At 59.8% G+C, this 12,254-nt stretch carries 13 protein-coding genes and 1 pseudogene; 7 read left to right on the top strand and 7 right to left on the bottom strand.

Annotated features, from left to right (window positions below; translation table 11 throughout):
• A pseudogene (locus D2V17_RS19545) lies at positions 1-423 on the bottom strand (transposase); the annotation flags it as partial.
• A gap of 98 nt (positions 424-521) precedes the next feature.
• On the opposite strand from D2V17_RS19545, the gene D2V17_RS21495 reads away from it, so the two are divergent.
• The 6 genes from D2V17_RS21495 (at position 522) to D2V17_RS19515 (ending at position 4,087) form a co-directional block, all read left to right on the top strand.
• Complete coding sequence (locus tag D2V17_RS21495; RefSeq protein ID WP_191229313.1) at positions 522-812, top strand: hypothetical protein; 291 nt, start codon at positions 522-524, stop codon at positions 810-812.
• An 885-nt stretch (positions 813-1,697) separates the two neighbouring features.
• On the top strand, positions 1,698-2,120 hold the full coding sequence (locus tag D2V17_RS21850; protein ID WP_245978829.1) for a hypothetical protein: 423 nt from the start codon (positions 1,698-1,700) through the stop codon (positions 2,118-2,120).
• A 232-nt stretch (positions 2,121-2,352) separates the two neighbouring features.
• Positions 2,353-2,778: an organic hydroperoxide resistance protein gene (locus D2V17_RS19530; RefSeq protein ID WP_046903468.1), complete on the top strand. Its 426-nt coding sequence runs from the start codon at positions 2,353-2,355 to the stop codon at positions 2,776-2,778.
• Positions 2,775-3,245: a MarR family winged helix-turn-helix transcriptional regulator gene (locus D2V17_RS19525; RefSeq protein WP_046903469.1), complete on the top strand. Its 471-nt coding sequence runs from the start codon at positions 2,775-2,777 to the stop codon at positions 3,243-3,245. The genes D2V17_RS19530 and D2V17_RS19525 overlap by 4 nt, the downstream gene beginning before the upstream one ends.
• Before the next feature lie 129 nt (positions 3,246-3,374).
• On the top strand, positions 3,375-3,644 hold the full coding sequence (locus D2V17_RS19520) for a hypothetical protein (protein ID WP_119594818.1): 270 nt from the start codon (positions 3,375-3,377) through the stop codon (positions 3,642-3,644).
• A 65-nt stretch (positions 3,645-3,709) separates the two neighbouring features.
• Positions 3,710-4,087 (top strand): hypothetical protein, encoded by a 378-nt coding sequence (locus tag D2V17_RS19515; protein ID WP_063612560.1) that lies wholly within the window; start codon positions 3,710-3,712, stop codon positions 4,085-4,087.
• Between the two features lie 422 nt (positions 4,088-4,509).
• Here D2V17_RS19515 and D2V17_RS19510 read toward each other — a convergent pair whose 3' ends face one another.
• Positions 4,510-4,968 (bottom strand): ion channel, encoded by a 459-nt coding sequence (locus tag D2V17_RS19510; RefSeq protein ID WP_087910621.1) that lies wholly within the window; start codon positions 4,966-4,968, stop codon positions 4,510-4,512.
• A gap of 94 nt (positions 4,969-5,062) precedes the next feature.
• Positions 5,063-6,414, bottom strand: a protein-coding gene (locus D2V17_RS19505) for an IS3 family transposase (protein ID WP_245978828.1) whose coding sequence is annotated in 2 segments (ribosomal slippage) — positions 5,063-6,076 and positions 6,079-6,414 — 1,350 coding nt in all. Because the reading frame shifts where the segments join, the coding sequence is not laid out codon by codon here.
• A gap of 608 nt (positions 6,415-7,022) precedes the next feature.
• On the opposite strand from D2V17_RS19505, the gene D2V17_RS19495 reads away from it, so the two are divergent.
• Positions 7,023-8,537, top strand: coding sequence for a mechanosensitive ion channel family protein (locus D2V17_RS19495; RefSeq protein ID WP_063612715.1), 1,515 nt, complete (start codon positions 7,023-7,025; stop codon positions 8,535-8,537).
• A gap of 21 nt (positions 8,538-8,558) precedes the next feature.
• Here D2V17_RS19495 and D2V17_RS19490 read toward each other — a convergent pair whose 3' ends face one another.
• The 4 genes from D2V17_RS19490 to D2V17_RS19475 form a co-directional block, all read right to left on the bottom strand.
• Positions 8,559-10,064: a phospholipase D-like domain-containing protein gene (locus D2V17_RS19490; RefSeq protein ID WP_119594816.1), complete on the bottom strand. Its 1,506-nt coding sequence runs from the start codon at positions 10,062-10,064 to the stop codon at positions 8,559-8,561.
• Positions 10,065-10,069: 5 nt separating this feature from the next.
• Positions 10,070-10,459, bottom strand: a complete 390-nt coding sequence (locus tag D2V17_RS21490; RefSeq protein ID WP_046903475.1) for a hypothetical protein — start codon at positions 10,457-10,459, stop codon at positions 10,070-10,072.
• Between the two features lie 32 nt (positions 10,460-10,491).
• Positions 10,492-11,724 (bottom strand): patatin-like phospholipase family protein, encoded by a 1,233-nt coding sequence (locus D2V17_RS19480; RefSeq protein WP_158246558.1) that lies wholly within the window; start codon positions 11,722-11,724, stop codon positions 10,492-10,494.
• Positions 11,711-12,254 (bottom strand): TolC family protein (locus D2V17_RS19475; RefSeq protein WP_191229311.1); only part of this gene is annotated, 544 nt, incomplete at its 5' end. The genes D2V17_RS19475 and D2V17_RS19480, both read right to left, overlap by 14 nt.

Below are 12,254 nucleotides of genomic sequence, written 5' to 3'. Positions count from 1 at the left end.
ACTGCTCGACGATCCGGATGATCTCGAGCTTCTCGGATGCGGGATATCTCATTCTTCGTCTCCCCCATCCGCGATCATGCTTTTTTTGAGCAGCCGGTTCTCCAAAGTGAGATCGGCCACGCACTCCTTCAGATCGCGCGCTTCACGGCGCAGACCCTTCACCTCGTCCGTGGTCGCAGCACGCGCAGTGTCACCAGCCAGACGGCGCTTGCCGGCTTCCATGAACTCCTTGGACCAGGTGTAATACAGGCTCTGCGCAATCCCTTCGCGGCGGCACAGCTCGGCAATGGAGTCATCGCCGCGCAGGCCATCAAGGACGATCCTGATCTTGTCCTCGGCAGAGAAGTGCCGCCGAGTCTTGCGGCGGATATCCTTTACGACCTGCTCGGCAGGCAATTTGGACCTTGAGGATTTGGGCTTCATCTTCGTTCCTTCGTCACTACGACGAAGCCCAAATCCTCCTTAAATCACAACCTCTAATCTGTGCCATAGGTGCTGACGGGAGACACCCCGAGGTTCACGTGAAAACCTATCACCAGGAGCGCAAACGATTGTCTGCGAAAGCCGATACCAATCGAACCCGGCTTGAGAATCGTGCCCATAAACTTGAACGCGAAATCGATCGGTTGGTGGATCATCTCGCTAAGGGCATCGGCGACACATACGTGACAGGTCCACGATCGACAAAGCTTCACCATGAGCGCGAAGCGGTTCTTGCAGAGTTGGCAAAGGCTCCGCCTGCATTCGAAGTCGTTTCGCTGCATCCCGCCATACCGAAGCGCTACGAGGAGCAACTCGACGCTCTGCAATAAGCGCTGACCGAAGGTATGCGGTCAGGCGACCGGGAATGCGCGGAAGCCATACGAGAACTCGTTGAAACGGTGACGGTCTACCGCGACACGTCCGAACCCGGCGCCATCGAAATCGAAATATCAGGGCGCCCGAATTCGATCCTTGGCGAGCGTACCTACCCCTAACGGGGGCAAACGGGTGAGGGGATTGATGGTAGCGGAGGAGGAACATATAGCGAACCTATAACATTCTGACATTGCTCGTTCTTTCCGCCCAACTCTTGGAAAATACCCCCACCGATACCCCCAGAATCCCGAATTTGCGCCAAACCGTTACAAGGGTGCGATCGGCCGACTAATGTTCGAAAATTGGCAGCTCAACCGCCTCATTGAACGGCGGAAGTTGGGCCGGTTGCTGACTGTCTGCTTTGGGCAGGCAACCAATGCAAATCGGCCATTTTGCTTCCGACCCCATGGCAGACCACCCATGTATGCCCAGCACCTGTTCAATGGCAGCCGTTTGTCGTGTCTCTACAATACATCAGGTAGCAGAAGCCCATGAAGTTCATCACTCTCAATCGCGCCTCGACCCTTTCCGTTGGGCTGAGCTGGCCGGGTTTCCGGCTCGTGAAGCAGCAATGCCGCTCGACCATACGCGCCTAATCGATACTTCTTTGCGCTTGGCGCAGATGCCATTGCCCGCTTCGTTCGCGACGGCTTCGTCTGGGTGGGTGCTGCATTTTCATCCAAGGTGGCCGCAGAAGCGCGCGCGATCCTGTGGGTGGCCACGGGATGCGATCCCGATGACTCGACCACCTGGACCCGGCCCGTCTCGAGCGGTTCGATCAGGCTCCGTTTCACGAAGCGGCAAACACAACCGCCCTGCATACAGCATTCGACCAGCTTGTGGGCAAAGGTCGGTGGCTGCCGCGGGGCGGACTCGGAACATTTGCTGTTGGCTTTCCATCTGCCGAAGAACCTGGAGACGACGGGTGGCACATCGAGGTCAGCTTCGCTTATGAGAAGCCCGACTTCATGGAGTGGCGGGCCAATGTGCACCGCAAGGGCCGCGCCCTGTTGATGCTGTTCCTATTCTCGGATGTGGGTATTCACGATTCCTCAACGCGCATTCGGGTCGGCTCGCATATCGATACAGCGCGACAACTCGCACCGGCCAAGGAAGCCGGTCTGACCCTTCGAGAGTTGACCTCGGACGGATTCGCCGGATCGGCCCATCGCCTGGAGCAACTGGCAACGGGTCCGGCCGGCAAGGTGTATCTGTGCCACCCTTTCCTCGTGCATTCTGCATATAAGGATTACGGTAAGTAGCCGCGCTTCATTGCGCAGCCGCCACTGCTACCGCGTGAGCCGATCAGTCTCGAGCGTTCCGACAATAGCTACTCGCCGGTCGAGAAGACTATTCTGAGGGCTTTGGGCAGGTGACGCGGTCAGAATTTGACGCAAAGGCGTGTCTGCCAGCATGACGCGCCTTGCAAATTATATATTGCGCACAATATAATTGGATACTATTTATCCTGCTGTCTAACCGTAAGGAGCTAACATGAAAAATCTCTACAACACTCGCGTTAACGCCTATGGTGGCCGCGCCGGAAAGGTCAAAAGCGAAGATGGCATTCTCGAGCTCGACCTCGCTCTACCGAAGGAACTCGGTGGCAAGGGCGACGCGACTAATCCCGAGCAACTCTTCGCTGCTGGTTATGCGGCTTGCTTCGAAAATGCCGTGATCCATGTAACGCGGGCACAGACCGACAAGGTGGGTGACGACGACATTGAAGTCTCCTGCCAGGTCGGCCTCTTGCCGAATGGTAATGACGGGTTTAATCTCGCTGTCACACTGGATGTCGAAATTGCCGGGGTCAATCAGGCAAAGGCTGACGAGATCGTGAAGAACGCCCACGCTGCTTGCCCCTATTCCAACGCAGTCAGCGGAAACGTCGATGTGAAAATTAATGTGTTCGCCCAATGAATGACGGAGTGGCAGCAGCACAGGACCCGCGCGATCCCTTGTTGCTCGATCGACAGGTTTGCTTTCCCCTTTATGCTGCCACCAACCTCCTCAGCCGCCTCTATGGCCCTGTTCTTCGGGAGCTGGGTCTCACCTATCCGCAATATCTGGTCATGCTGGTATTATGGGAGAAAGAACCCCAGACGGTGGGCTCCCTCGGCGCGCGGCTTTACCTCGATAGCGGAACTCTCACCCCTCTGCTGAAGCGTATGGAGGCCGCCGGCCTGGTTCGACGAACACGCGATCCGGAAGACGAGCGCCGAGTGGTTATCGAACTGACCGAGAGTGGAAAAATACTGCGCAACCAGGCAGTGTATGTTCCCGAAACCCTCGCGAGGGGGCGCAAATCCGAAGGGATTGACGAACTGCGGGACAGCGTGCGCAGGCTTGTCGAACTGCTTGCGGAGCAAACCGGCTCGAAGAGGTGAAGCCTCTCAGCAGGTGTCGCACGTCTGCGAGGATTGCCTGTCCGATCTTCGTGGGGCGTCCACTGGGACGCTTGGCGATAGTCGAGCGACCTTGCGATGCAGTTCGTTTCCTCTCGCCCGCCCGCGTAAATGAGGATTGCCGACCCGACTTTACAGACCTATCTCGACCGCAATGTCGCCGGTGCCACTCTACTGGTGGCACCCGAGACCGGACAGCCAACATCGGGCGATCCGATCGAAATCGTCCTGACCGGCCCCGACATGTTGAAGCTGCAAGAGCTGTCGCAGGACGTGCAGGCGCTGCTGGAAGACGAGGTTGGCGTAGTCGACGTTCGCGACAATCTCGGCAGCATCAAAGGTGAGATCGCACTTCAGCCAAACCGCGAGGCTTTCCGATGAATCGGCAAGGTCAGAGACGTCGAGCCGTTCCACCGACTTGGCTCTTGCCGATATCCCGTTCAACCATGGCCGCCGCATTTCTGGAGAATGGCCAGGCGCGGACCCTGTGGCTGTCGGGCGTTCACCGGAGAAGTGCCACGAAGGCCGATGCCAAGATCCTTGCCGGACAGGATCTGGACTATTCGCTCGACCCCTTTGATGACCAGAGCTTCTACCGGTCGGCCGCGCGTTCGCGCAATGCCGCGCTGGAAGTTACCGTGGGCGTGTCGCCCAAGGCCTCGCGGGTCTGGCTTGGCAAGGCAAATTCAATCGAAGGGTTTGCCGCTTCGGCGGCGCTGCTCATCAACGCTGTCGCGGCCGCGAAGCAAGGAACCGCCGAGCCATTCCGCTTTCTCGCAACCCCGGTGCAGGCGCTCGACCCTGCACAAGTCAAAGGCGGATAAAGACCGAACCCAGGTCGCTTTGTTGCCACCGTTCGAGATGTCCTTAAGCCCAATCCATCTCCGTTAAGCCGACTAATCCTATTGTCCGATATGGGCATCGCTCCGACGCCCTCGAACCGACGTCCGCTTTCGGAACGTAGCCCTCAATGCTCGGATGACTGGGATGAGAGGGCGAAGCCGACCTGAGCGCATGCCATGCGAACATCTGCTTCTGGCGAACCGCCGAGTTGGTGGTTAGGACCGACATTAGAGTCGCAACCCGCCATTCCACTTTTGACCATCCAGTCTACGCAAGCGCCAAGCCCCAGACTATTTGTCGAAACCCGGGCGGATCGGCGTTTTCTACTTGGACAAGGCGATGCGGGTAGAGTGGGCAGGCACAATCGTTTATGCTAGCCAAAGTGAGCCGGTTCTGTACGAAGTCATTCTGCCGTCGAAATGTGGGATCGCGTCGAACTGCCTTTCTCCTCGCGCACCTGACCCACGAATTCGAGAAGAAACGCAGTGCTCAAACCGAACATGACGAGGCCGTTGGCAGCCACGATCGCAGACAGCAGCCGCACATCCTGCGAGAGGATAACGTCGCCGAAGCCTAGCGTCGTCAGGGAAACCGTTGCGAAATAGAGCGCCGGTTCCAGCGCTTCGAAGGCACCCAATACAATAAACAGGCCCGCCCAAATCCAAGCCGCCAGCGTGATAGCGAGCAGCATCCATATCGTAGAAGCGGCAAGAAGCAAGGTCGCTCCAAAGCGTGTTGTTCGCGTGCGAGGCGGCGTGAAGCGATCATCGACTGAGAAGGCTATTGCGGCAAAACACGCTTGCATGATGATGGTAAGTGCAACGGTCACCGTTCCGATCGCGAGTTGAGCGACGATACTCATCGTTGATGATCCTCAATTTTTGTCCGTCGTCAGAACATTTGGCACAACTCGCGGCGTAGGTTTGCGGAGTGTGGGCCTCGTCTCGGTTTGATGTTTAGGCGGCGAGCTTGCGGTGTTGCAAGCGCCGATGTTCGAGTGTCTTTCGCTTGATCCTTCCTCTTCGTTCGATGACGGCGGCAGCCCTACCGAAGTAGGCATCGGCGGGTGTGACGTTGTCGAGGCTCTCGTGATAGCGCTGGTGGTTGTAATGCTCGACGAAGGCCTCGATCTGCTGTTCGAGATCGCCGGGCAGGAAGTAGTTTTCCAGCAAGACACGGTTCTTCAATGTCTGGTGCCAGCGTTCGATCTTGCCCTGCGTCTGCGGATGGAAGGGCGCGCCGCGCACGTGGCTCATCTTGTTGGCATCGATGTATTCGGCCAGTTCTCCGGCGATGTAGCTGGGGCCGTTGTCGCTGAGAAGGCGGGGCCTGTGCAGCACGTTGGCGTGGTCGCAGCCTGAGGCTGCCAGCGCCATGTCCAGCGTCTCGGTGACGTCCTCGGCCCGCATGGTGGTGCAGAGCTTCCATGCAATGATGTAGCGCGAGTAATCGTCGAGCACGGTCGATAGATAGACCCAGCCCCATCCGATGATCTTGAAGTAGGTAAAGTCGGTCTGCCACATCTCGTTGGGGCGGGAGGTTTGCGTGTGGAACGCCTCGGCGGCCTTGATCACGGTGTAGGCCGGGCTGGTGATCAGATCGTGGGCCTTCAGGAGGCGATAGACCGTGGCTTCGGACACGAAGTAGCGCTTCTCGTCCGTGAAGCGCACTGCCAGCTCGCGCGGGGATAGATCGGTCTGCTCCAGCGCCATCTCGACGATCTGGTCCTGGATATCGTTTCCGATGCGGTTCCACACCCTGCTCGGCGCTGAAGGGCGGTCCTGAAGCGCCTCCGGCCCACCTTCGAGGTAGCGGTCATACCAGCGGTAGAAGGTTCGCCGTGCCACACCGAGTTGGTCCAGCGTGCGTTTGGCGGGCAGATGCGACTGCTCGACGATCCGGATGATCTCGAGCTTCTCGGATGCGGGATACCTCATTCGTCGTCTCCCCCATCCGCGATCATGCTTTTTTTGAGCAGGCGGTTTTCCAGGGTGAGGTCGGCCACGCATTCCTTGAGATCGCGAGCTTCTCGCCGCAGGTCCTTGACCTCGTCCGTGGTCGCAGCACGGGCGGTATCGCCAGCTAGCCTTCGCTTGCCAGCCTCCATGAACTCCTTCGACCAGGTGTAATACAGGCTCTGCGCAATGCCCTCGCGGCGGCACAGCTCGGCAATGGAGTCATCGCCGCGCAGGCCATCCAGGACGATCCTGATCTTGTCCTCAGCAGAGAAATACCGGCGGGTCTTGCGGCGAATGTCTTTTACCACCTGCTCGGCAGGCGATTTGGACCTTGAGGATTTGGGCTTCATCTTCGTTCCTTCGTCACTACGACGAAGCCCAAATCCTCCTTAAATCACAACCTCAAATCTGTGCCATAGGCGCTGACGGGGGACACCTGCAATATGTGCTCGCCTAGTTTCTCGGCCTCCTCTTTTGAAGGACGACCGCCGCTTGAGGTTCTGCGGGGAAGTGACATCTATTCTCTCACTATTGCATTGGTTCGGCCATCTGATCTGCTGCCCAGTAGGACGAGGCCTTTGTGGTATGGCCAGGCAAAGCTCCGCAGCGGGCAACGCGGACTAATGATGCCCACATGAACGCTTGCCTGCCGCAACGGAAAACGGCATGGTACCGGTGAGTTTACTTTCTTTCATCGCCGGCGCCAGCAAAAATGGCCTTTCCCCCAAGGCAATCTCTCCGATCGATCAGTGAGCCGAGCTTTAGCGGTTGGAATGCAATCTCTGTCTTTCGTAGGTTCGTAGGGTTGAAGCCATTGCGGAACTGCGATGGCCAGCGCCTTCCAGATAATATCCCGATCGGACCGATATCGGTTCTCCGTCTTTCTGCCCTTTTATTGCTGGTCGCCTGCGCCGCCTTAACACCGGCTTCCGCTCAAATCGCTCCTGTGGCGGAGCCGATGGCCGAGCAGGCCGCTGAAGTGGCTACCGACCCTTTCGGTCGCGAGACGCCGCGTGGAACGGTGACCGGCCTGATCAGCGCCCTGGCGGCGAAGGACTACACGAGGGCTGCTCACTATTTCCACCTGTCTGCGGAAGAGGATGAGGCTCAACTTGTCGATCAAGGAGCGATCTGGGCCACCAAGCTGCAAGCCGCGCTCGACCAACAGGGGACGCTCCTGCCTTTCGGTGCCTTGTCGAACGAAGCGAGTGGGCGTCTCGACGATGAACTGCCGGCCGACACCGAAGAGGTAGGCAGGCTCGGCGGCGAGGAAAGTCTGCCGATCCTTCTCACCCGGACCGACAGCCCTGTCGGCAGCGAAGTCTGGGGGATTTCGCAGGAGACCGTTGAAGCTCTCGAAGCAGTGTCTGTGGCGGCGACAAATCCGGCTGAACCGGAAGACGGTGAAAGCGCCGAGGTGGCCGGAGCCCCGCTGCAGGACTGGGCTCTCTTGCTCGGGAGCGCAGCCGGCAGTTTCTTTCTCTACTGGCTTATATCGGCCGGACTTCTGGCCATCATGCGGCGTTTTGTGGCCGACCGCGAGAAAAGCGCGATCTACCGCTTCACGCAGGCCGCCTTGCCGCCGCTCAGCCTGTTTCTCGCAGTGGTGACCTTCCACCTGTGGACGGGCAGCATCGAGGCGTCCATCGTCGCGCGCCAGACCTTGCTGCGCTATATCGGTATCGTTGGCTGGGTAGCGCTTGCTTGGTTTGCGCTGCGCCTGGTCGATGCCATCGCACGCGTTGCTAGTGCCCGGATGGAACGCCGCCAGCGGCGGCAGGCAGTGTCGGTCGTCGTCCTGTTGCGGCGTACGGCAAAGATAGTGCTCTTCCTATTGGCGACGGTAGCGGTCCTCGACACGCTGGGGGTCGATGTGACCACGGGCATTGCCGCATTGGGCATTGGCGGCATCGCCTTGGCGTTAGGCGCACAGAAGGCCGTGGAGAATTTGATCGGCAGCCTGAACGTCATCGCAGACCGCCCTGTTCAGGTCGGAGACTTCTGCCGCGCGGGAGATATTGTCGGCACCGTAGAGGATATCGGTATGCGCTCGACGAGGATTCGCACGAATGAACGCACGCTCGTCACCATCCCGAACGGTGATTTTTCCTCCCGCGAGATCGAAAACTTCGCCAAGCGCGACCGCTTTCTCTTCAATCCCACGATCGGCGTCGAATACGGTATCTCCGCAGGCCAGCTGCGCCGGGCCGTGGAGATTATCGAGCAGATCCTGCGCGATCACCACCTGATTGAAAAGGATGGCCTCCGTGCTCGATTTGCTCATTTCGGCGAGAGCTCGCTGGATATCGAGATCTGGTCCTACATCATGGTTGCCGATTACGCGGAAAGCCGACTGATCCGGCAGGAACTGCTGCTGGCCATTTTCGAGAGGTTGAAGGCAGCCGGTCTCGCTATCGCCTACCCGACGCGGACGGTCCATTTGGTGACCCAGGAGAATGACGTCGGCGCGTAGGTCGCCGCGCCCAGATGGTATTCACAGCAGCCAATCGATCGGCGTTTTGCTGAGAAGGCGAGTGAGCACTCGCGACCACCATGTGGTTCCAGGCTCGGCCAGTTCACATTGACGGACATCGTCGCGCATGTCCATCCAGTTCAGTCGGCCTTTGTCATCCACGACGATTTTGTAGGAGCCGGACGCGATCATGGTATCGAAGGCGTGGTGCATCTGTGCCGCCAGATTCTCACTCTGGATGACGATCCCGAGCTCAGTATTGAGAGCGAAAGAGCGCGGATCGAAATTGAAAGAACCGACAAAGACCCGACGGCCGTCTACAGCGAACATCTTGGCATGCAGGGTGGCATTCTCGTTTGTGTTGCGCGGCGAAGGTCGACGCAGAGATTTGCGGGTGGTCTTGGGCCGGTCTCCAGGGGCAGGCATCTCATACAGACGCACCCCCGACTTCACGAGAAAATGCCGATGCTTTGCATATCCGGCATGAACCATAGCGACATCGGTCGAAGCAAAGGAATTGGTCAGGACGCGCACATCGACCCCGTTGCGTGCCATTTGCGCAAAGGCCCTGGCACCTGATGAGGTCGGCACGAAATAGCCCGAAACGACGAGCAATTCCCTTTCCGGTTGACCGATGAGACTCCTGAGGACGCTAGCCATGAGATCGCCTTGACGCGATTGTCCGAAAACCTTGGCGGGCCGATCGCTGACCAGCTCGACGGGCACCCATTCGAATTCAATCCGTCCGGCCCGCGCACGCTCAAGCAAAACAGATCCGGCGGCACGGCTTAGATAATCGGTCGCGGAGGGGCCGGAAACTGACCGCGTGAAATCAGTTGCCCCGCTTGCCGCGTACTGCTTCGGATCTTCCTTCACGATGCAGTCGATTTCGACTGCAGCGGGACAATTCCAGAACGCATCGAAACATTCGGAGACTTCTTGCACCACCGCGCCTACGCAAAGCGCATCCACATCGGCAAAAATCCCCTGCTCTCGGTTGGCGAAGTACTCGTCTCCGACATTACGCCCGCCGACACAGGTTATCTGATTGTCGACTGTAAAGCTTTTCGAATGCATCCTGCGATTGACGCGGTGGAAATCCAGCAGGAAATCGAGCGGCTTGAAGTGTCGGTTTCGAAACGGATTGAAAATGCGGATTTCGAAATTGCGGTCGCTGGCCAGCCAGCGCAATTTGCGGTCGAGGCCGGGAATGCCGTTATCGTCAACCAGCAGACGGACCCGTACACCCCGCGCTGCCGCTCTGCGCAAGTCTTCCAGCAGGAGATTACCGGTCAGATCGTCGCGCCAGATGTAATATTGCAGGTCGATCGATCTTTCGGCCGCGGCGATGAGTCGAGAGCGGATGGCAAACGCGTCTATGCCGTCCTCGACAAGTGCAACGCCCGTCAGGCCGGGATGGCCCACCGCGTGCTTAGCGACACTCAAGCCGATTGCGGAAAGTGCCGTATTTCCGAACGCATGAGAAGCTGCGCGCTGTATCATGAACGGAGGGTGCCGGTCGCGCATCCGCGTTACGGTGCGCTGTCGGGAGGCGTTGTCTGCGACGGAACAGCAGGGCCAATGTCCGGTTCTGTTCCGGTTAGTGCAACCGACCTGTTGCACAGCTTTCTCGTCATCTCCCGGTCGCGAGTCGGGTCTGTCACGACCGCGCGACCCGAAGTCTGGCCACGCATCCCCATGAGACCGCAAGGACCGGGATGGTCGCCGCCTTCCGCTTGCGGATCGGTCACGGCCTGTAAGACACGCAAAGTGCCGTGCTCGGCATCGCGACACGCCAGCAGCACGCGCACGCCTTTCATCGCCAGGTGCGGGGCGATCTCGTAGCCGGTGCCGCTATTGGCGCCGTTAACGACGGCCGGCCGTCCGGATTGATGGGGGATATCGGAAAAGGCGAAGCTCATGCGGTATGTTCGTCCCGGTGCCATGACGGGCGCTAATCCTCGGAACTCGTCGTTTCGGGCACGGCTGATGCGACAGTGTCCGGATCCGACGATGGCGGACTATCCTGCCATGCCTGTGCCCGACCGCGCTCCACGCCATAGTCGAACAGCGTGCGCATATAATCCTGCTCGAAAAGATCGTGCTCGTCCGCGTCGAAGTCCTGCTCGATAAAGGTCAAGTGATATCCGGCGCCGGTCGATCTCGCCCAGACATAGGCCGAGGCCACACGGTCCTGGAGGCTGGAGAAGAGCATCACCTCAAGCGTCCGCTTGGCGATGCTGGAGAGACCTGCTTCGATCAGCTCGAACTCGCCTGCCATCTTGCCGTTGACCAGCAGATACAGCTCCGTTGGGGACTGGCTGTCCCGCAGGATCTGGTCGTTCGCGACCGGCGGAGCGGCCATCAGGGTCGCAATGGTGCCGCCATCGACATGGAGTTCGCTGATTCGCTCTCCCTGCGCTTCCATCTCGATCAGCACCGGGGGGAACTGCACCGGGACGGAGCTGCTGGCGAGCAGGATGCGCCGGAAAAGGGCATAGCGACCGGGCGCATCACCGGCCGCGATCGCTCCCATGTCCCAGATCGCATTGCCGGGGCGGTCGAGGCTGACGGTGCCGACGAACAGGCGCCGGCCCTTGCGGTGCTCTTCGCCGATGGCATCGATCACCGCATCAGTGGCGAAGCGGGCGATTAGAGCCTCGAGCGGCCCGGTCGTCGCGACGCTGGTCGAGAACGGGATCGCCAACGCGAAGCGGTCCTTGTAAATGTCGTCGGGCGTGATCTCGGTATAGGCGCGTTTCAGCTCGTCGTCGTAGTCCGGCCCGAGCAGCGCGAAGGGGGCGATGAGAGCCCCGGTGCTGACTCCAGTGACCACGGCAAATTCAGGTCGCTTGCCGGTTTGCGACCATCCGTTGAGAAAACCCGCACCATAGGCCCCGTCATCCCCACCGCCCGACAGCGCGAGCACGCGCAGTGGCTCGCCCGGCGGTGGCGGGGCGATCGAGATCTGTGTCAACAGGTCGGGGGAATTGGCCCAATGGCGGATTTTCGGCGAATCCGGCGCGTGCGCGGCTTCGATCTGCGCGGCCTCGAACGGTTGCCGGTCGAAGCTGGCACAACCGCCAAGCAGCAATGCGGGGCCGAGCACTCCCAGGACGAGCGTTCGCACCAGGTCGATGGCCTGTCCCGGCATCATGGTCAGGCGGAGTTCTTTACGGGTTCGCATCGCCATCCTTCTCGGAAATCTCTGGGGGATCAGCCTCCGGCGCGTTCCAGCTTCCGCCGAGCGCCAGATTGAGCGTGACGAACTGCTCGCGTTCCATGCGCTCGATCGTCGCCAGATCGCTGCGCGCAGTGATCGCCTGCTGCCGGATCTGCAACACGTCAAGCAGGCTGCTTTCGCCGACCCTGTACCGCAGATCCTCGATCCTGAGCGCTTCCTCTATCTCGCGCACGCGGATGACGGCCGCGTCCCGGCGGCGGCGAAGCACCACGCCGCTGTCGAGCGCGGTTTCCACCTCCTCGAAAGCGGCCAGCGCGGCGCCGGCATATTGCGCGATCGCCGCGCGCAGTTCGGCATCGGCAATGTTTTCGCCGGCAGCCAGCGCGCCGCCCTGGTAGATCGGCGCCGCGACATTGCCGCCAATGCTGAACAGGGTCGCGGTAGGATCGAAGATATTTTCAAGGGCGTCCGACACCGCGCCCGCCAGCCCCGTGAGCGACAGGCGCGGCAGGCGCGCCTTGCTGGCCTGGTCC

The sequence above is a fragment of the Aurantiacibacter xanthus genome, from assembly GCF_003584015.1.
Taxonomy (GTDB): domain Bacteria; phylum Pseudomonadota; class Alphaproteobacteria; order Sphingomonadales; family Sphingomonadaceae; genus Alteraurantiacibacter; species Alteraurantiacibacter xanthus.
This window is presented reverse-complemented; position numbering and strand designations above follow the sequence as displayed.